Annotated in this window: 16 protein-coding genes and 1 pseudogene; 10 read left to right on the plus strand and 7 right to left on the minus strand. The window is 68.2% G+C overall.

Annotated features, from left to right (window positions below):
* The 6 genes from VF649_RS08230 to VF649_RS08255 all read left to right on the plus strand — a co-directional run.
* A partial coding sequence (locus VF649_RS08230) for an amidohydrolase family protein (RefSeq protein ID WP_331011481.1) occupies window positions 1-2,998 on the plus strand: 2,998 nt, incomplete at its 5' end.
* A gap of 183 nt (window positions 2,999-3,181) precedes the next feature.
* A complete protein-coding gene (locus VF649_RS08235; RefSeq protein ID WP_331011482.1) occupies window positions 3,182-3,817 on the plus strand; it encodes a protein-L-isoaspartate O-methyltransferase in 636 nt (211 codons plus the stop codon).
* A gap of 3 nt (window positions 3,818-3,820) precedes the next feature.
* Window positions 3,821-5,410, plus strand: coding sequence for a TolC family outer membrane protein (locus VF649_RS08240; protein WP_331011483.1), 1,590 nt, complete (start codon window positions 3,821-3,823; stop codon window positions 5,408-5,410).
* Between the two features lie 16 nt (window positions 5,411-5,426).
* Window positions 5,427-5,834 (plus strand): DUF2497 domain-containing protein, encoded by a 408-nt coding sequence (locus VF649_RS08245; RefSeq protein WP_331011484.1) that lies wholly within the window; start codon window positions 5,427-5,429, stop codon window positions 5,832-5,834.
* A 112-nt stretch (window positions 5,835-5,946) separates the two neighbouring features.
* The gene (locus VF649_RS08250; protein ID WP_331011485.1) at window positions 5,947-8,595 is read left to right on the plus strand and encodes a valine--tRNA ligase; all 2,649 of its coding nucleotides are present in this window, start codon (window positions 5,947-5,949) and stop codon (window positions 8,593-8,595) included.
* A gap of 51 nt (window positions 8,596-8,646) precedes the next feature.
* Window positions 8,647-10,125 (plus strand): MATE family efflux transporter, encoded by a 1,479-nt coding sequence (locus tag VF649_RS08255; protein WP_331011486.1) that lies wholly within the window; start codon window positions 8,647-8,649, stop codon window positions 10,123-10,125.
* Here the strand turns inward: VF649_RS08255 and VF649_RS08260 are convergent.
* A complete protein-coding gene (locus VF649_RS08260) occupies window positions 10,122-11,012 on the minus strand; it encodes a YegS/Rv2252/BmrU family lipid kinase (RefSeq protein WP_331011487.1) in 891 nt (296 codons plus the stop codon). The genes VF649_RS08255 and VF649_RS08260 overlap by 4 nt on opposite strands.
* A gap of 69 nt (window positions 11,013-11,081) precedes the next feature.
* On the opposite strand from VF649_RS08260, the gene fdhD reads away from it, so the two are divergent.
* A complete protein-coding gene (gene fdhD, locus VF649_RS08265) occupies window positions 11,082-11,861 on the plus strand; it encodes a formate dehydrogenase accessory sulfurtransferase FdhD (RefSeq protein WP_331011488.1) in 780 nt (259 codons plus the stop codon).
* A gap of 40 nt (window positions 11,862-11,901) precedes the next feature.
* Here fdhD and VF649_RS08270 read toward each other — a convergent pair whose 3' ends face one another.
* The 4 genes from VF649_RS08270 to VF649_RS08285 all read right to left on the minus strand — a co-directional run bounded on the left by VF649_RS08270 (window position 11,902) and on the right by VF649_RS08285 (window position 15,242).
* The gene (locus VF649_RS08270) at window positions 11,902-12,528 is read right to left on the minus strand and encodes a flavin reductase family protein (protein WP_331011496.1); all 627 of its coding nucleotides are present in this window, start codon (window positions 12,526-12,528) and stop codon (window positions 11,902-11,904) included.
* Window positions 12,529-12,533: 5 nt separating this feature from the next.
* Window positions 12,534-13,289 (minus strand): HAD-IIB family hydrolase, encoded by a 756-nt coding sequence (locus VF649_RS08275; protein ID WP_331011489.1) that lies wholly within the window; start codon window positions 13,287-13,289, stop codon window positions 12,534-12,536.
* The gene (locus VF649_RS08280; protein WP_331011490.1) at window positions 13,286-14,572 is read right to left on the minus strand and encodes an MFS transporter; all 1,287 of its coding nucleotides are present in this window, start codon (window positions 14,570-14,572) and stop codon (window positions 13,286-13,288) included. Before VF649_RS08280 ends, VF649_RS08275 begins: the two co-directional genes overlap by 4 nt.
* Before the next feature lie 91 nt (window positions 14,573-14,663).
* Window positions 14,664-15,242: a hypothetical protein gene (locus VF649_RS08285; RefSeq protein WP_331011491.1), complete on the minus strand. Its 579-nt coding sequence runs from the start codon at window positions 15,240-15,242 to the stop codon at window positions 14,664-14,666.
* Window positions 15,243-15,397: 155 nt separating this feature from the next.
* On the opposite strand from VF649_RS08285, the gene VF649_RS08290 reads away from it, so the two are divergent.
* The 3 genes from VF649_RS08290 to VF649_RS08300 are packed head-to-tail and all read left to right on the plus strand — an operon-like array spanning window position 15,398 to window position 19,197.
* Entirely contained in the window at window positions 15,398-16,072 is a 675-nt protein-coding gene (locus VF649_RS08290) for a response regulator transcription factor (protein ID WP_331011492.1), read from the plus strand.
* A complete protein-coding gene (locus VF649_RS08295) occupies window positions 16,069-17,457 on the plus strand; it encodes a HAMP domain-containing sensor histidine kinase (protein WP_331011493.1) in 1,389 nt (462 codons plus the stop codon). The genes VF649_RS08290 and VF649_RS08295 overlap by 4 nt, the downstream gene beginning before the upstream one ends.
* Window positions 17,458-17,502: 45 nt before the next feature.
* Window positions 17,503-19,197, plus strand: a complete 1,695-nt coding sequence (locus VF649_RS08300; RefSeq protein ID WP_331011494.1) for a hypothetical protein — start codon at window positions 17,503-17,505, stop codon at window positions 19,195-19,197.
* 76 nt (window positions 19,198-19,273) lie between these two features.
* On the opposite strand, the gene VF649_RS08305 is transcribed toward VF649_RS08300, so the two are convergent.
* Window positions 19,274-19,642 carry a phasin family protein gene (locus VF649_RS08305; protein WP_331011495.1) on the minus strand — a complete coding sequence of 123 codons (369 nt, stop codon included), beginning with the start codon at window positions 19,640-19,642 and terminating at the stop codon, window positions 19,274-19,276.
* A gap of 87 nt (window positions 19,643-19,729) precedes the next feature.
* Window positions 19,730-20,504, minus strand: a pseudogene (locus VF649_RS08310) (glucose/galactose MFS transporter); the annotation flags it as partial.

A 20,504-nucleotide genomic window follows, 5' to 3' on the forward strand; every position in this document is an offset into this window, starting at 1 on the left:
GCATCAGCCGCGCTTCTCCCCCGATGGCCGGCGGATCGCCTTCACCTCCGATCGTGGCGGCGGTGACAATATCTGGGTGATGAATGTCGATGGATCCGACAAGCGCCAGGTAACGAAGGAGGAGTTCCGTCTGCTCAACCAGCCGACGTGGAGCCCCGACGGCCGGTTCATCGCGGCGAAGAAGCATTTCACCACCGGGCGTTCGCTCGGTACCGGCGAGGTGTGGCTGTACCATGTTTCGGGTGGCGGCGGCGTCCAGCTGGTGAAGCGCGCGAGCGAAGTGCTGCAGAAGGAACTGGGTGAGCCGATCTACGCACCGGACGGGAAGAGCCTGTTCTACACCCGCAACGTGTCCCCCGGTCCGATCTTCGAATATGCGCAGAATTCGCGCACCGATCTGTTCGACATCGAACGCTATGACCTGGCAACGGGCGAGGTTACGACGGCCGTATCGGGCGTGGGTGGATCGGTGCGGCCGACCCCGTCGCGCGACGGCAAGCGGATCGCGTTCGTGCGCCGCGACAACAATGTCAGCAAGCTGTGGGTGAAGGATTTCACGACCGGGATCGAGCGCGTCGTCTATGGTCCGCTGGACCGCGATGTGCAGGAGACCTGGGCCGTCACCGGTGTCTATCCGAACATGGCCTGGACGCCCGACGACAAGGCGATCGTGTTCTGGGCCGGCGGCAAGCTGCGCCGGGTGGCGGCGGACGGCGCCGGTGGTGCTGTGATCCCGTTCCGCATCAACGATACCCGCATCATTGTCGACGCGGTGCATCCGCGCATCGCCGTCGCGCCGGATCGGTTCGCCACGAAGATGCCGCGGTGGGCCAGCGTGTCGCCCGACGGCCGAACGGTGGTGTTCGAGACGCTGGGCAAGCTGTGGACGAAGCCTGTCGCGGGGGGGGCGCCGCGGCGGTTGACGCGCGGCGACGGTGAGCTGGAGCTGTTCCCGAGCTGGTCGCGCGACGGCCGGCAGATCGTGTTCGTCGGCTGGACGGACCAGGGACTGGGGCAGGTTCGCACGATTGCCGCCGCGGGCGGCGCGGCGCGGACCGTGACCACGATCGCGGGGCATTACAGCCGGCCGCGTTTCTCCCCCGATGGCGCGACGATCGTGTTCGAACAGGGCGAGGGTGGCTTGTTGACGGCGGCGCGCGGCAATGCCGGCACCGGCGCCTACCGCGTCGCAGCCGCGGGCGGCGCACCGGTCCGGATCGCGCGCGACGCGGCATCGCCTCAGTTCGGCGCGGCCAGCGACCGCGTGTTCCTGATGATCAACGAAGGCGGCAAGCGCCAGCTGATCAGCACCGACCTGAACGGGCAGGACCGGCGGGTCCATGCCGAAGGGGAACTGGTCAACGATTATCAGGTGTCGCCGGCCGGCGATCAGGTGGCGTTCCGGCAAAGCTACGAGGCGTTCGTGATGCCGCTGATGCCCGGCAAGCAGGCGGTGGAAACCGACACCAAGTCGGGATCGCTGCCGGTGACGCGGGTCAGCGGCGACGGCGCCGATTTCATCAACTGGTCCAACGCGGGACGGCAGATCCACTGGAGCGCCGGTCCGACGCTCTACACCGCCGAAACCGCCGCGCTGTTCCGCAATGCGCCCGCGGGCGAGGATGCGCCCAAATTCGCGGTACCCCGGTCCGGCGTCTCGCTGTCGATGGAGGTCGCCGCCGCCAAGCCCACGGGCACCGTCGCGCTGACGGGGGCGCGGGTCGTCACCATGGCGGGCGCGGATGGTGGCATCCTGGACGATGCGACGATCCTGATCCGCGGCGACCGCATCGTCGCAGTGGGGCCGCGGGCCACGGTGACGGTGCCTGCGGGTGCGACCGTGGTCGACATGGCCGGCAAGACCATCATTCCCGGATTGGTCGATGCCCATGCGCACGGCCCGCAGGGTGAGGACGAGCTTGTGCCGCAGCAGAACTGGTCCGCGATGGCGAACCTGGCGCTCGGCACCACGACGCTGCACGATCCGTCGTCGCGGTCGGCGGAGATCTTTCCTGCGGCCGAGATGCAGCAGGCGGGCATGGTGCTGGCACCCAGGACGTTCTCGACGGGCGAGATCATCTATGGTGCGAAGGCGCCGGACGTCTATGCGCAGATCGACAGCTATGACGACGCATTGGCGGTCGTCCGGCGGCTGAAGGCGCAGGGCGCGCACAGCGTCAAGAACTACAACCAGCCCCGCCGCGAACAGCGGCAGATGGTGGTTGCCGCCGCGCAGGCCGAAAATATGGAGGTGGTGCCCGAGGGCGGATCGCTGTTCACGCTGGACATGTCGCTGGTGCAGGACGGCAATGCGACGGTCGAACATAATGTGCCGCTGGAACGCTTCTATGCCGATGTGGTGAGCCTGTGGTCGCAGACCACGGTGGGTTACACGCCGACGCTGGTGGTGGCCTATGGCGGGCCGGCCGGCGATCCCTATTGGCGGGCGCACAGCGATGTCTGGCGGCACCCGTTGCTGACCCGGCATGCGCCGCCCGCGTTGCTGGCGGCGCAGAACGCCCGGCGGGAAATCGCGCCGGAGGAGGATTATGTCGACGGCGCGACCGCGCGCGAGGCCAAGAAACTGGCGGACAAGGGCGTGCCGGTGGCGATCGGCGCGCACGGCCAGCAGCCGGGCCTTGGTGCGCATTGGGAGCTGTGGAGTTTCGTCCGCGGCGGTTTCACGCCGGTCGAGGCACTGCGCGCCGGGACGATCGGCGCCGCCACGTCGCTGGGCTATGCCAAGGACGTCGGATCACTGGAGGCCGGCAAGCTGGCCGATCTGGTCGTGCTGAACGCCGATCCCACGGCCGATATCCGCAACAGCGACAAGGTGGCGCAGGTCATGCTGGGCGGACGGCTGTATGATGCGGCGACGCTCAACGAAGTGGCGACGGGCACGCGCCGGCGGCAGCCCTATTGGTGGGAGGGCAGCACGGGCGGCGCCGACACGGGCGCGCGGATCACCGTCGGGCACGGCTTTGGAGATGTCGACTGACGTAAAGTCGGAGCGATTTCTGCAGGATGCGGGCGGTCGCGGCGGGCGGCGATCGCCGCGCGTTTGCAAGATATTAACCCCGTTCCGTGCATGACGCTTGGCGCGACGAAAGCGACAGGATAGACGACCAACGGGCGGCCAGCTGTGTTGCCTATTCAATACAGTCGTGCGACGAGGTTTGCCGTGACCGATCAAGATTTCAGCCAGATGCGCCGCGCCATGGTCGACAGCCAGCTGCGCACGAACAATGTCAACGACCCGCGCCTGATCGCAGCGCTGTCGGACGTGCCGCGCGAACGGTTCGTGCCGGCCGAGGCGCGGGTGGTGGCCTATATCGATCGACCGGTGCCGCTGGGTGGCAGGCGGTGGCTGAACGCCCCGCTTGCGACGGCCCGCCTGTTGGCGGAGGCGCGACCGGTGTCCGGCGACCGCGTGCTGGTGGTCGGATCGGCCACCGGATACGCCGCCGCGGTGCTGGCGAAGCTGGGCGCGGCGGTGACGGCGCTGGAGGAAGATCCGGCGCTGGTCCCGGTCGAGATGCCGGGCGTGACCTATGTTTCGGGGCCGCTGGTCGAAGGCTGGTCCGCGGGTGCGCCCTATGACCTGATCCTGATCGATGGGGCGGTGGCGTCGGTGCCGAAGGCGATCAGCGGTCAGCTGGTCGATGGCGGGCGGCTGGCGACCGGGGTGATCGAACGTGGCGTGTCGCGCCTGGCGATCGGGCGCCGCGCGGGCAGCGGTTTTGGATTGGTGACGGTGCTGGATGCGGAGGCGGTGACGCTGCCGGGGTTTGCACCGCCACCGGAATTTCAATTCTGATCAATGGTGATCGGGTGGGGGAATAGCGTGTTGATGCGGGTGACGACGAAGGCGGTGGGGTTGGCGACGGCGGCGGCGATCCTGGCCGTTCCGATGCTGCCGGCCTGGGGGGCTACGCTACGCGGCGCGCTGATCCAGGCGTATCGCGGCAACCCCACCCTGACCGGTGCGCGCGCTGGCCAGCGCGCGACCGACGAAGGGGTGCCGATCGCCCGGTCGCAGGGCCTGCCGGGGGCGAGTGCCACCGGGACCTATAGCGAGTTCCTGTTGCGCGGCATCGGGTCGCGGTTCTCCCCGACCCGCAACCTGGCGGGGAATGTGAACATCAATGTCCCGCTCTATCAGGGTGGTGGCGTGCGCAGCGCCGTGAAGGCGGCGGATGCGCGCGTGGATTCCGGGCGGGCGCAGTTGCGGTCGACCGAGGCGAACATCTTCGTCCAGACCGTCGGCGCCTATATGGACGTGATCCGCGACCTGTCGATCGTCGAACTCAACCGCGGCAATGTCCGCGTGTTGCAGACCAATTTGCAGGCATCGAAGGATCGGTTCCAGGTCGGCGATCTGACGCGAACGGACGTGGCGCAGTCCGAAGCGCGGTTGTCGATCGCGCAGAGCCAGCTGCAATCGGCCTTGGCGCAGCTGGATTCCAGCCGGGAGAATTATCTGAACATCATCGGCGCGGCACCGGATGCGCTGGAACCGCCGCCGCCATTGCCGGTGTTTCCACAGAGCGCTGCCGCCGCATCCGACCTGGCGATCGAGAATAATCCGGACCTAATCGCCGCACGGGCGGCGGCACGGGCGGCAAGCTATGACATCCGTACCGCGCAGGCGGCGCGCCTGCCGACGCTTTCGGGTTTCGCCAGCGGCGGCTATAACGACTATCTCGGGACCAATCCGGGCACGTTTGCAGGATCGGGCGAGACCACGACCTTCATTCCGGCGCGGCAATCGCAGACCACCGGAACCGTCGGGGTGCAGTTGTCGCTGCCGCTGTATCAGGGCGGATTGCCCGCGGCGCGCGTGCGGCAGGCAAAGGCCCTGGCAAGCCAGGCGATCGAACGCGTCGCGCAGGTCGAACGATCGGTGGTGGCGGATGCCCGCGCGACCTATTCGCTTTACGCCGCTGCGCTGGGCGTGATCGCGTCGTCCGAACGGGCGGTAACGGCAAACGAACTGGCGCTGGAAGGCGTGCGGGCGGAGAACAGCGTCGGCACACGCAACGTGCTGGACGTGCTGAATGCCGAGCAGGAATTGCTGAACGTGCGCGTGCAATTGGTGACGGCGCGACGCGACGCCTATGTCGCGGGCTTTGCGTTGCTGGCGGCGCTGGGCCGGGCGGAGGCCCGCAATCTGGGGCTGGACAATGGGCCGCTGTACGACCCGACCCTGAACTATCGCCAGGTCCACAATTCGCTGAGCGATTGGAAGGACGGGCCGAAGCCGGTGCCGGTGGCGATATCGACTGCAGCGATCCCGTCGCCGACCACGGTCGTGCTGCCGCAAAGCGCCTATGGCCCGGCCGTGCCGGCGGCATCGCGCGAAATCCCGGCGCAACCCGCTGCAAACCCGGTGACAGCGCCCCGGAAATAGGGAATAGCTGACGGCCATGGGCGAGGGACGTCAGGAACCGTCGATGGAAGAGATCTTGGCTTCCATCAAGCGCATCATCGCCGAGGATGGTGCCGCGATCGCGACGCCGCGTTCGCGGCGGCCCGCCGATGACATCGCGGCGCCCGTGGCGCATGCCGAACCGGTGGCGGGCGATGTCCTGGAGCTGACCGAACCGGCGCCGCCATTGGTGTCTCCCGACGCCGCCGTTGCCAGCAAGCATTCGCTCGACATCCTGTCCGCACTGGTGGTGCGCGGGTCGTCGCCCGCGGACAACACGCTGGAAGGTCTGGTGCGGGAATTGTTGCGCCCGATGCTGAAGGACTGGCTGGACGCCCGGTTGCCCGAACTGGTGGAGACACTGGTCGCGCGGGAAATCGCGCGGATCACCGGAAAGAGCCTGTAGGGCCTGCAGGCCGATCGTCCGACGTCGGGGGGACGCGGCAGGCACTGCGTGTATCTGTCGTCACGCTGCGCCGGGGCTTCCGGCGTCCGGTCTGCGCGGCTAAGGCAGTGGGATGACGATCGACAAGACATTCGACCCCGCCGCCATCGAGGCCCGCTGGTATCCGCATTGGGAAAAGACGAACGGGTTTCGGCCCGATCGGCCCGACGCGGAGCCGTTCACGATCGTCATCCCGCCGCCGAACGTCACCGGGTCGCTGCATATCGGCCACGCGCTGGACAATACGTTGCAGGATATCCTGGTGCGGCATGCCCGCCTGAAGGGGCGCGATGCGTTGTGGGTGGTCGGCACCGATCATGCCGGCATCGCGACGCAGATGGTGGTCGAGCGGCAGATGAACGCCGCGGGCGAGAAGCGCACGGACCTGACCCGCGACCAGTTTGTCGAACGGGTGTGGGCGTGGAAGGAAGAGAGCGGCGGCACGATCACCGGCCAGCTCCGCCGGTTGGGCGCATCGTGCGACTGGGCCAATGAACGCTTCACGATGGACCCGGGATTTTCCAGGGCGGTCATCAAGGTCTTCGTCGACCTGCACGAGCAGGGACTGTTGTACCGCGACAAGCGGCTGGTGAACTGGGATCCGGGCCTGGGCACCGCGATTTCCGACCTGGAGGTCGAAACGCGCGAGGTGCAGGGCAAATTTTATCACCTGCACTATCCGCTGGAGGATGGCAGCGGAGTCATCGCGGTCGCGACCACCCGGCCGGAGACGATGCTGGCCGATATGGCGGTGGCGGTGCATCCGACCGACGAACGCTATGCCGCGCTGGTCGGCAAGCGCGTGATCCTGCCGATCACCGGGCGGGCGATCCCGATCGTGGCCGACGACCATGCCGACCCGGAATTGGGATCGGGCGCGGTGAAGATCACGCCCGGCCATGATTTCAACGATTTCGAGGTGGGGCGACGCGCAGGGTTCGCCGCAGGCGACATGCTCAACATGCTCGATGCGAAGGCGCAGGTGGTGCAGGTAGCGGACGGGCTGATCCCTGACGCCTATCTCGGCCTGTCGGTGAAGGATGCGCGCGTCGCGGTCGTCGCCGCGCTGGAGGCGGCGGGGCTGCTCGACCGGATCGAGGACCGCGTGATCCAGACGCCGTTCGGCGATCGATCCGGCGTGGTGATCGAACCGTGGCTGACCGACCAATGGTATGTCGATGCCAAGACGCTGGCCGGACCCGCGATCGAGGCGGTGCGATCGGGCGCGATCAAGGTGGTGCCCGAAAGCTGGACCAAGACCTATTATAACTGGCTCGACAATATCCAGCCCTGGTGCGTGTCGCGGCAATTATGGTGGGGGCACCGGATTCCGGCGTGGTTCGACGCGGATGGCAACGCGTTCGTGGCGCAGGACGAAGCCGGCGCGCGGGCGAAAGCCGGCGACGACCGCGTGCTGACGCAGGATCAGGATGTGCTGGACACCTGGTTCTCGTCCGCGCTGTGGCCGTTCGGGACACTTGGGTGGCCTGACGACATGGCGAAGGTTGGCCGGCATTACCCCAATGACGTGTTGATTTCCGGGTTCGACATCCTGTTCTTCTGGGACGCCCGCATGATCATGCAGGGGTTGCAGTTCATGGGCGAGGTGCCGTTCCGGACGCTGTACCTGCATGGGCTGGTGCGCGCGCCGGACGGGTCGAAGATGTCGAAGTCCAAGGGCAACACCGTCGATCCGCTGGGCCTGATCGACCGGTTCGGCGCGGATGCGCTGCGGTTCACGCTGGCGGCGATGGAAAGCCAGGGGCGTGACATCAAGCTGGATGAGCGGCGGGTGGAGGGGTATCGCAACTTCGCCACCAAGCTGTGGAATGCGGCGCGGTTCGCGCAGGCGAACGGGATCGGCGGATCGACCATGCTGGAACCGCCGCGCGCGGAATTGCCGGTCAATCGCTGGATCCTGGCGGAGACGGTGAAGACGGTACAGACGCTGGACCTGGCGCTCGCCGACCTGCGGTTCGACGAGGCGGCGAACACCATCTACCAATTCGTGTGGGCGACGTTCTGCGACTGGTATCTGGAACTGATCAAGCCGGTGTTGGGAGAGGCCGAGGGGCCGGTGCCGGGTGCGACCGAGACCCGCGCCGTCGCCGGCTGGGTGATCGACCAGATGCTGGTGATGCTGCACCCGTTCATGCCGTTCATCACCGAGGAACTGTGGCATGCGCTGGCGCCGCGCGACCATGACCTGATCGTCGCGCGGTGGCCGATGGCGGATGCACGCGCGATGGATCCGGCCGCAGCGGCGGAGATCGACTGGACGATCCAGGTGGTGAGCGAGGTTCGCGCGGCGCGGGCCGAGCTGAACGTGCCGCCCGGCGCGAAGCTGACCGCCCACATCCGCGATGCGTCCGAACAGACGCGTGGTCGCCTGGAGCGGCAGGCAGCCGTGCTGGCGCGGCTGGCGCGGATCGCGGCCGTGTCGTTCGAGCCCGCGACCGGCGGCGCGGCCCAGGTGGTGGTCGACGAAGCGACGTTCGTGCTGCCGCTGGAGGGTGTCATCGATCTCGCCGCCGAACGTGCGCGATTGGGCAAGGGGATCGCGGTCGCCGAGAAGGAGCGCGATGCATTGGCCAAGCGCCTGGAAAGTCCGGCGTTCGTCGAACGCGCGAAGCCCGATGCGGTCGCCAAGGCGCGGGAGGATCATGCCGCGCGGTCCGCGGAGGCCGATCGGTTGCGCGCGGCGTTGGCGCGGTTGGGATAGGTCCGGCCCCGGCGGGATCGGAATGGAACTTGACGAGGACAGGACGCTGAGATGGCCGATATCGACACGTCCCGGGATCAACCGACCGGTGCAGGACGGCCAGCGGGCCGGCCCAACCTGACCAGCGGGGCGATCGCGCCGGCGCTGTTGATGTTCGCCCTGCCGACGCTGGGATCGAACATCCTGCACTCGCTGAACGGTTCGATCAACGCGATCTGGGTCGGGCGCTATCTGGGTGAGGGCGCATTGGCGGCGACGTCCAACGCGAACCTCATCATGTTCCTGATGTATGCCGCGGTGTTCGGGTTCGGCATGGCAGCGACCATCCTGGTCGGGCAATCGATCGGACGCGGGCAGGTGGACGGTGCACGGCGCGCATTGGGTACGGCGATCGGCCTGCTGGTGGGCGGGGCGTTCGTGATCGCGGCGATCGGCTGGATCTTCGCACCGCAATTGCTGCGGCTGCTGGCGACACCGCCGGCGGTGCAGGACCTGGCGCTGGTCTACCTGCGCGTCATCTTTCTGGCGATGCCGGCGGCGTTCCTGACGGTGCTGCTGATGATGGGGTTGCGCGGCACCGGCGATTCGCTGACGCCGCTGTGGTTCATGGCGCTGTCGACCGTGCTGGACAGCGGGTTGAACCCGATCCTGATCGCGGGCGCGGGGCCGATTCCCGCGATGGGGATCGCCGGATCCGCGACGGCGACGCTGATCGCGAACCTGGTGGGGATGGGCGCGCTACTGGTGACCATCTATGTTCGCGACCTGCCGATCCGGTTGCGCGGTGCGGAGTGGCGCTACCTGATCCCCGATCCCACGCTGCTGCGCACGATCCTGGCCAAGGGCGCGCCGCTGGGCTTGCAGATGATCGTGGTATCGGTGTCCGGGCTGGTTTCGATCGGGCTGGTCAACCGGTTGGGGCTGGTGACGACCGCCGCCTACGGTGTGGCGTTGCAGCTATGGACCTATATCCAGATGCCCGCGCTGGCGGTGGGCGCGGCGGTGAGCGCGATGGCGGCGCAGAATATCGGTGCGGGACGCTGGGACCGGATCGGATCGATCACGCGCGCGGGCATCCTGATCAACCTGTGCCTGACAGGCGGGATGGTGGTGGTGACGACGCTGGTCGATCGCGCGGTGCTGGGACTGTTCCTGGCGAACGGCAGCCCCGCGATCGCGGTCGCGGCGCATATCCACCTGATCGTCGGATGGAGTTTCGTGATGTTCGGGATCACCATGGTGCTGTTTTCCACCGTGCGGGCCAATGGATCGGTGATCGCGCCGCTGCTGATCCTGGCGGTGACGCTGATCCCGGTCCGGTTGGGCTTCGCCTATGGCATGATGCCGCGCTGGGGCGCCGATGCCATCTGGTGGAGCTTTCCGATCGGATCGGCGGTGTCGCTGGTCCTGGCGATCGGGCATTATCTGCGGGGATCGTGGCGGCGTGGCGCCATGCTGGTGCCGGCGGAGGCCAGCGAAAGCGCGCTGGCGAGCGGAGAAGTGGCCGGCCGCGACTGCCCGACACGCTAGGCCGGTACTGCGACCTCGATCACGGCGCGTGCGATCCGCGCGGTGAAGGGCGTCTTCGCCAGCAATTCGCCGTCGATCGACACCGGCATCGGGCGATCGGTCGCGATCCGAATCTCCCGCCCGTGAAATTCGCGCAACGTTCCCCGTCGCGCATCCAGTCGCAGGATACTGGCCAGCCAGCTCCACGCCAGCCAGGCGCGGGCCCGTCCGGTAACGACCTGAACCACGATCTCACCCGAGTCGACCGAGGCGCTGTCGACCAGTTCGGACCCGCCATGATAGGTGCCGTTGGCGATCCGGACCTCCAGCGCGTCGAGGGTTTCCGCGGTGGCGCCTTCGCCGATCGTCAGGCGAAACGGTTTGAACCGCGTCATCTGGTATAGTGCCCAGGCCAGATAGCCGGGACGACCGAGCACCCGTTTCAACCCGTGCGGCACGGTTTCGGCGATGAGCGGCGCGATACCGAGCGTGGCGCAGTTCGCATAATAATCATCGTCGATCATGCCGAGGTCGATCCGGCGGCGCTTGCCGGTGGCGATCACCTGGATCGCGCCGTCGAGATCGAGCGGGATGCCGAGCGTCCGCGCGAAGCTGTTGGCGGTGCCGAGCGGGAGCAGCGCGAACACCGTGTCATGCCCGACCAGATGATCGACCGACGAGGACAGCGACCCGTCGCCACCCCCGACGATGACCATCGGCGCGCCTTCCGCCACCGCTTCGCAGACATGGACCTTCAGCTTCGCAGGATCGCGAACCGCGTGCGACCGGATCAGATCGACGCCCGCCGCCTTGAGGCCCCGGCTGGCGCGGCGAAACAGTTTGCGGCCCTTGCGCGACCGTGCGTTGACGATCAGGACGGCTTGGCGGGGCAAAGACGGATCGTTCATCATGGCGCGTAACGCGCCGCAATCGTTTCGGAGCCATAGCAATTGCAAAATCCGGATGATCCCGCGGTGATGCCGGCCCCGTTCCGCCGTTTGACGCCGGACGGGGATTCAGGCGACCTGGTCCGCACCTTGGCCGTGGAAGCGCCGGTCGCGATCGAGATCAATGGCCTGGGCTATGCCGTGATGATGGCGACGCCGGCCGCGCTGGATGATTTCGCTTATGGTTTCTGCGCGGCGGAACGGTTGATCGACGCCGCGGCGGACATTGTGGCGGTGGAGACGCATGCGGCCGCGGTGGGCACGATCCTGCGCGTGACGCTGATCGCGGCGCGGATGGAGCGTGTGATCGAGCGCGTCCGGCACCGAGTATCGGAAAGCAGCTGCGGCCTGTGCGGGATCGAGAATCTGGAACAGGCGCTGAGGCCGTTGCCGGTGGTGAAGACACGCGAGGCGGTGGCGGATGCTGCGATCTTTCGCGCGCTGGCCGCGTTACGGGACTGGCAGCCGCTGAATGCGGCGACGGGCGCGGTTCATGCCGCAGCGGCGTGTACGGCGGACGGCGTGATCCGCGCGGTGCGCGAGGATGTCGGCCGGCACAATGCGTTCGACAAGCTGGTCGGCGCCATGCTGCGCGCGGGTCTGCGCTGGAATGGCGGGTTCGCACTGCTGTCGGCGCGCTGTTCCTATGAGCTGGTCGAAAAGGCCGCGCTGGCGGGGTGCCCGCTGCTCGTCACCATCTCCGCACCCACCAGCCTGGCCGTATCCCGCGCCGCCGCCGCCGGGGTGCGGCTGGTCGCGCTGGCGCGGGCGGATGCGGCGTTGGAAGCGGTCGTTCGGGAGCGTGGATAAGGCGGCTGTTGCGGCCGCCCACGCCATTCGCTTTTCCCGATCAGGCCGTCGGCCGGATCATTTCGAACATGGATCCGGCATCGATGCCGGCATAGTCGCCGCGGTAGCCGGCGCGCATGATCGGTTGGGCGGCGGCGGTGTCGAACAGGCCGTCGCGCAGGAAGGCGGGATCGATATGGACCCCGACCACCTGGCCGACGACGATCCAGTGATTGGCGGAGGCGCCGTCCAGATCCTGCAGTTCGACGATCTGGAGCACCCGGCACTCCAGCGCCGCCGGGCTTTCGGCGACGCGGGGCGGGGCGATGAGCCGGCTTGGGGCGGGCGTGAGGCCGGCGAGGGCGAATTCGTCGACATCCGCGGGAGCCGGCGCGGAGGTGGTGTTCATGCGTTCCGCCAGCGGGCGCGTGGCGAGGTTCCAGACGAAGGCACCCGTCGCCTGCGCGTTGCGGAGCGTATCCTTGCGCCCGGCGCTGGAGAACAGGATCATCGGCGGCTTGTCGCAGACCGCGTTGAAATAGCTGTAGGGTGCGAGGTTGACGACGCCGTCGGCGCCGATGGTCGAGATCCAGCCGATCGGACGCGGCGCCACGATTGCCTTGAACGGATCGTGTGGCAAGCGGTGGCCCGCCGACGGCTCGTAGAAATGGGTGTCGACCGGAACCATCGCGATCACGCCCCCGCTTCGAGACAATAGAGGATGCCTTCGATCACGCGTTTGGTTTCGGTGACGTCACGGATCGCGACCGAATCCACGCCGGCCGCGCGCACGGCATAGTCGTTGCCGCCCGGATAGATGGCATCGCCCATGAAGATGAAGCCGTTGGTGGAAATGCCGGTCATTTCCGACAGGCGGCGGATACCGTACGCCTTGTCGATGCCCTTGCGCGTGATGTCGAGCGAGGTGGAGCCACCGGTGCGGACGGTGAAGTCGGGCAGGACAGGTTCGAGAATCGCCTGCATCCGCTTGCGCTTCGCAAAGTCGGGATCCCAGGCATGTTTGGCGTCCAGCGGCGCCTGTTGCCCGAGCGCGGAGAAGGTGATCTGGCTTCCGCGGTCTTCGATCTTGTCGCCCCAGCTGGGATCGTCCTGCAACCCGGCTTCGACGATCGCGGCGTCGAGGGCCGAAATGATCGTGTCGCGTTCGTCAGCCGAGAAGATGTCCGCATAGATCTGCGTCCAGCCGGCGCCGTCATTGCGGTATAATTTCGTACCCGACGTCGGCATGGCGAGAAGCCGCGACAGATCGGCGTCGGCCGGCAGATTGCCGATCAGCTGCGATTCGAACTGTGGCCAATCGCCGCCCGAAATCACCGCGACCGTGGCCGCGCGGGTGAGGCGCGCGAGCAACGCGCCCATTTCGGCATCGATCGCCTGTTTGCTTTCGGCAAGGGTACCATCGAGATCGAACGCGACCAGCTGCTTCATGCGGATTTCGCCTTTGTAGAATGACCACGGGTTTCGGGCATGAACGCCAGATAGAGGGCAAGACCGATGCCGGCAATCAGCGCCAGCATCAGGAAGTTCGCGGTATAGCCGAAGCCGACGATGATGGTGCCGGCGATGGTGGCGCTGATCGCCGCACCCAGCCCCTGCGCGGTAGCGATGGCGCCCTGTGACATGTTGAACCGTCCGGTGCCCGCGGTCAGATCGGCGACGATCACGGGAAACAGCGCCCCGAAAATGCCCGCACCTACGCCGTCCAGCGCCTGAACCCCGACCAGCCAATAGGGATCGTCCGATACGGTGTAGAGCACGCCGCGCACCGCAAGCACGGCGAAGGCTGCCAGGAAGATCGGCTTGCGACCCCAGACATCGACCTTTCGCCCGACAAGCATCGCGACCGGAACCATGACCAGCTGCGCCGCGACGATGCAGGCCGCGGTGAGCGAGGTCGCAAGGTCCTTGCCCGCCGTTCGCGCCAGCAACTGCCCCACGGACGTCAGCATCGCGGCGTTGGCGAGATGGAAGGTAAAGCAGATCACCGCGAACAGCAGGAGCGGGCGGTTTTCGAGCACGGTGGCCCAGACGCTGGCCTCCTGCGCCTGCGGGTCCGTGTCGCAATCGAGCCCGCGCGCGACGGCGTTGTCGATGCGGTCATTGGGGATGCGGCGGGCGGCAAAAATGCTGGCCATGGCAAGGCCGCCCATCAGCCAGAAAACGACAACCGGTCCGAACCTCCAGGCGAGCAGCCCGGCCAGGCCAGCCGACACGGCGTTGCCGGCATGGTTGAAGGCTTCGTTCCGGCCGACGCGCGGCGCGAACAGCCTCGGCCCGACCAGACCCAGCGTGATCGCGGACATGGCGGGCGCGAATACCGCGCCGGCAACCGCGGCCACCGACTGGCTGATCGCGACCATCGTGAAACCGGAGGCGAGCGGCAGCGCCACGCAACTCGCGGTGACGAGCAGGGCGGCCGCAATCACGATCCGCGGCTTGTTGCGGCTGCGATCGATCAGCCCGCCCGCGGGTGTCTGCGCCAGCAGGCCGACAATCCCCGCGATGGTGATGACCAGCCCGGTGGTCGCCTCGTTCCAACCCTGCGTGGGGCCGCGAACCGCGATCAGATAGATTGCGAGATAGGGGCCGAGCCCGTCCCGGACATCGGCCAGGAAGAAATTGAGCCAATCGAGCGGTCGTCCGGTCTTCGCGGACACCGGTGGTCCGGTTTCGACCTGCACGGCAGAAAGGCCAGGCACCGCCATCGTCATCCGCTGCTCCTTCTTCATCAATGGCGAACAACAGGGTGGCAGGAAAGTTCATCCTGTTCCCCACATGGTCGGGAACAGGATGACCTGGTCGTCAGCGCCGTGTTGCTGCCGCAGGCGCGGGCGGCGTTACCGGCGACGACGACGCCGCGGCGGCCGGGGATGACGACGAGGGCGGGGGCGGCGGCGGCGGAGCGGGGCGGTCGTCACCCGGACCGCGCGGGTCGTCGCGACCGTCCGGCCCACCGGGCCCATGCGGACCGGGCCGACCATGATGATCGCCGAGCGGCCCGACCTGTTCGACATGACCGGAGGCATCGACCAGGAAGGCGGCGCGGACCATGCCCCGGCGGTAGCGACCCTGAACCGTGATCGGCTGTCCGGCGGCGAGACGTCCATCCGATTCGGGGCCGGCATCGATCAGCGCCCGCCCACTCTGGTCGGCCAGGATGAAGTGGCTGCCATAGACTTCGGCGACACGGCCGCGGACCGTGACGATGCCGTCGTCGTCCAGCGCACGGATCGGGGTGGGCGTGGCCGGCGCCATGGTCACGGTCGGGCGGGTCAGCGCGATCGCGCCGGCGCCAGCGGCACCGCCCGCGACCAAGAGGGCAGCGGCAGCGGCAATGGCGGTCCCGCGATGCCCGATGCGGGTGGAGAAACGATTGGCCATGGATCACATCCTGTTGCTTGTGGTGGTGTGCGCCCTTCCTACCGAGTCGGGCTCCACCCACGCTGAACCATGTCGTTCAGTTTCGGTTTACGCAGGCGACCTACGTCACCGGTCGCGCCGTCTGCGTCGGGACGGGCGATGGGGAAGGATGGACGATGCGGATCCTGCTGGTCGAGGATGATGCCGTGCTGGCGGACGGGATCGCGCGGGCGTTGCGAGCCGAGCATTTTGCGGTCGACATCGCGCGCAACGGCGAAGACGGCGGGCATCTGGGGTCGACCGAACGCTATGATGCGGCGGTGCTGGACCTTGGGTTGCCGAAGCGCGACGGTATCGCCGTGCTGCGCGACTGGCGGTCCGGGGGCCGCGACCTGCCGGTGCTGATCCTGACCGCGCGCGACGGCTGGTCCGAAAAGGTCGAGGGGTTCAAGGCCGGCGCCGACGATTATCTGGTCAAGCCGTTCCGGGTGGAGGAACTGGTCATGCGGTTGCGGGCGCTGGTTCGGCGGGCGGCGGGCCATGCGTCGGCGCGGATCACCTGCGGCCCGATCGGCTATGACGCGCAGATCGGCACGTTCGAACGCGATGGATTGCCGCTGAAGCTGACGGCGTTCGAATGGCGGGTGCTGTCCACGCTGATGCTGCGCAAGGAGGTGATCGTAGAGCGATCCGATCTGATCGAGCGGGTGTATGAGGGCGACGCGGACGTCGATTCCAATTCGATCGAGGTCATCATCGGGCGACTGCGGCGGAAAATCGGGCCGGAGATGATCGAGACGGTGCGCGGCCGGGGCTATCGCCTGACCGCGGATGCGGCGGACCGGTCATGACGCTGGTGCCGCGCTCGCTGGTCGGGCGGTTGCTGGCGATCTCCGCTTTGTCGACGCTGGCGGCATTGCTGTTCGCGGCATTCGCGATCGGTCATGTGCTGGAACGCTTCGTGATGTCAGGACTAGATCAACGGCTGGACGCGCAGGTGGCGGTGCTGGCGCGTGCAGTGGGCCCGGACGGGCGCGTCGACCGGGCGCGCATGATCGATCTGCCGCCGTTCGGAGTGGCCGGATCGGGCTGGATCTGGCGGATCGATGGTCCGGCGGGCGCGGTGCGCAGCAGCGGCGGAAGCCTCATGATCCCGCGCCGGGATCGACCGCCGCCACCGCCCGAGGAACACGCGCACCCCCATGAGCACCGCCGCGGGGAAGGACCCGACATGGACGTCGGCGATATCCGGGATACGCCGTGGCGCGCGCTGCATTATCGCCGGACGACGATCGTCACGACGGCCGGTCCGGTGACGATCACCGCGGCGGGGCCGCGCGCGGTGGCCGAACGCCCGTTGCGGGCCGCGATGACGCCGCTGCTGATCTCGCTCGCGACCCTGGGCATCGCGCTTGCGCTGGCGACGTGGGTGCAGGTGCGGCTGGGGCTGCAGCCGCTGCGGCGGTTGGCGGCATCCGTGGCGGCGGTGCGTGCCGGCGACGCCCGGACCGTACCAGACGACCAGCCGGCGGAGTTGATGGCGGTGGCGGCCGAATTGAACGCCCTGATCGAACAGAATGCGGCGGGGCTTGAGCATGCACGGCGGCATGTCGCGAACCTTGCGCATGGATTGAAGACGCCGCTGGCGGCGCTGACCGTCCGGCTGGCGGAACCGGACCATGACCCGGATGGTGGGTTGCGCGCACTGGTCGATCGGATCGACCGCCAGGTCCGCCACCATCTGGGACGGGCGCGGGCGTCGGCACCGGGATCGGGTGTCAGGGTGCGGACGCCGCTGAACCGCGCAATCGGCGATCTGACCATGGTGCTGCGGCGGGTGCATGCCGATCGCGTGCTGGACGTGCGGATCGCGGTGCCGGACGGCATGGCCGTCGCGGTCGATCCGCAGGACCTGGACGAGATGGTGGGCAATCTGCTCGACAATGGCTGGCGTCACGCGCGGGGTGCGGTACGGATCGAGGCCGCGCGGGACGGCGCCGCGGTCCATATCCGGATCGACGATGACGGACCCGGATTGTCGGAAGCGGCAGCGATCGAGGCACTGGTGCCCGGCCGACGGCTGGACGAGCGCGGCGACGGGCATGGATTCGGCCTGTCGATCACCCGCGCGCTGGCGGAATTGAACGGTGGGCGCCTGATCCTGGAAAACGCGCCTGAACTGAAGGGCTTGCGCGCGATCTTGATCTTGCCGGTCGCGACCGGCGACATGGTGTAACGAGACCGGTGACGTGGGGCGCGCGGTCATGCCATAGCAGGCGTGATGAGCCGTCGCCTCCCTTCGTCCCTGTTGCCACGAATCGCGATTCGGACGCGGTTCGTTGTGGCGATGATCCTGTGCGTGCTGATCGCATTTGCTGTCGTGGTCGGGATGGCCGCGATCCTGCCGCCGAGCACGACCCGGGCGGTGCGGATCGACGCGGTGGCAGTGGCGCTGCGCGGTCCGGGCGATGCGATCCTCGCGCGCAGTGTCGTTGCGGTGCCGCCGTCCGCGAATGCGCGCTGGCTGGAGGCGCCGGATGCGCAGCGGCAGTTGGCCGCGATCCTGCGCGTGCCGGTTGCCGACGTCCGCATGGTGGTCACGGCTCCGATCCGGGTGCGTGCGGTGGATCCACGGTTCGCACTGGCGGACCAGCCACCGGCGCGCGCCGGTTTCCTGCCGTTGCTGCAGGCGGAGAATGGCGCAAGCCCGGCTCCGACCGCGCTGCCAGCACCCGTTGTGCCGCCACCGACGATCGTGCCGGCGGTGCCGAAGCCGGTGGTGGCGCGTCCCGCCCCCGCCCCGCAGGTCCAGGCGCCGGCCGCAGAGCGGCCACGGCCGCGCGCCACGGCGCCCCGCGATGCGACCGTGCGCGTCCCGCGCGCCGTCCCGTCACCAGTGGCGGAGGCGGTCGGGCCGGCGGTTGTGGCCGCACCGGTAGTGCCGATCGTCCCGCAGGCGGCACCGGTCGCTCCCCCGATCCGGGCGGCGCGGCCCGCGGCACAGCCGGCGCCCGGCGCGATCCAGGAGGTGACGGGCGAGTTCCAGGCAGCACTTCGTTTGCCCGATCGGCGATGGGCGGTGGTGCGACCCCGGCCGGAGGCGTTTCCGACGACCACGCAGCAGGTCATGGCGCTGTGGTTCCTGGTGGCGCTGGCCATCAGCGTCACGGCCGCCGGTCTGTTCGCGGTGCTGCTGGTGCGGCCGTTGCGCCGGTTCGCCGCGGCGGCGGAGGCGAGTGGGCGGGATCCGTCGCACGCGGTTCCCGTTGCCGACACGCCCGACGAACTGGCACCGGCGGCGGCGGCGTTGGCGCGCTTGCAAGGACGGGTGCAAAGCCTGAGCGGGGACCGGACGGCATTTGCGGGCATGTTGCGCAGCGATGTGCGGGCGCCGCTCGACCGGTTGCGTGCCCGGCTGGACGAGGCACCGCGACAGGTTCGCGAGGCTTTCTATGATGATGTCGCCTATCTTGAAGATGCAGTCGCGGGATTGCAGCTGTTCCTGACCGATGCTGCGACACCCGCGGCCCTGGAACGGGCGGAACTGGGCGCGCTGGTGCGGGCGACGGCGGCCGAGGCGGTTGCGCGCGGCGACACCGTGGTGTCGGAAACCGACATCGTCGCCTGGGTCGATGTCGACCCAGGCGCGATCGGACGGGTTCTGGAGCAGATGATCGCGACATCGCGGCGACACGGCGGGGCGGTCATGCTGGTGCTCGGCACGGACGGCGATAGTGCGACGATATCGGCGCGCGAGACGGCGTTGGCGGCGGACCCGGTGGAGGCGACGCCCCCAGCCGGGTTCGCGCCCGGTTTGCATGGCAAGGCGGAGCGCAGCGCGCCACCACGACCATCGGGCCCGAGCCTGGCGGTCGCGCGATCGATCGCGCGCGCGCATGGGGGAGAAGTGCTGCTCGTTCGATCGGAGGACGGCATGGCGCTGGTCCTGCGGCTTCCGATCGCGGTGCGGATCTAGCGGTGGACCGCAGAACGGGGCCGGGGCGTCCAGCCGGATAGCGGACGCGGCCCGACCCCGGCCATCGGTCCACCGATCAGTTGGAGTCGGTTGGCGTACCGGACATTCCGGGCATTCCCGGCATCGTGCCGGCCTGCCCCATGGCGCTGCGGCCAAAGTTTGCGATCATCTCGCCGATCTCCTTCGCCTGCGCCATGTTGCGGGCGCTCTGTTCCCGGACATAGTCGCCCTGAACCTTGAGGATGTCGCCCATCGATCCGGCGGTTGCCGCGGCGCGCAGAGCGGCAAATGCCTCGCGGACGTTGGTTTCGGCCTGGTCGATGATCTTGCTGTTGAGCGCCTGCGTCGTTTCGGCGGCCTTGCCGCCCGCAGCCTTCATCTGATCCGTGGCGGTTTTCATGGATTCGGTCATGGTGGCGGTGGCGGAACGGGCCTGATCGGTCATAGCGAATCTCCTGCATCAAGGATGGCGCCGTCGTGGTGCGGCGCCTGGGCAGGACTATAACAGATCAGGCGGCGAACCGCTCCGCCCTCATGCTGCGGCGTCGTCCAGCGCCGGGGCCGGGCGGCGGGCATAAAGGCCGAAGGCGAGGATGATCGCGTAGCAGAGCGCCGGCACCAGCAACGCGCCCTTCAACCCGATCTGGTCCGCGGTCCAGCCGGTCAGCGGCGGGACGATCGCGCCACCGACGATCGCCATGCAGATCAGCCCCGATCCCTCCGGCGTGCGCACGCCCAGCCGTTCGCTGGCGAGACTGAAGATCGTCGGGAACATGATCGAATTGAACAGCCCGATCGCCAGCAGCGACCAGGCGGACACCAGGCCCGTCGCGGTGCCGGATATGGCGAGCAAGGCGAGCACGCCGCCGGCGGCGCCCGTCAATGCCTTGCCTGGCGAGACATAGCGCAGCAGCAGCGCGCCGATGAAGCGGCCGATCATCGCGCCGCCCCAGTAATATGGGACATGCGCGCCGGCGGCTTCCTGCCCCAGCGCCAGGGTGTCCGCCCGCATCAGATAGTTGACGATCAGGCTGCCAACGGAGACTTCCGCCCCGACATAGAGGAAGATGCCCAGCGTTCCGAACGCGAAGCGCGGGCGCCGGAGCAGGCCGAGCGCGGCACGCAACCCGCCGGCCTGATCGGCCGGACGCTCGACCAACGCGTTGCGCCGCAGCCAGACCACGGCGGCAATGACCATCAGTGCGGCGGCGATCCCGAGATAGGCGTTGACGATCACGCGGCTTTCGGCCGCGCGGTAGGCGGCCTGCGCCGCATCGGACAGGGTCGTCGGATCGATGGCGGCGAGC

The organism is Sphingomonas sp. (assembly GCF_036387535.1).
In the GTDB taxonomy this organism is placed as follows: domain Bacteria; phylum Pseudomonadota; class Alphaproteobacteria; order Sphingomonadales; family Sphingomonadaceae; genus Sphingomonas_R.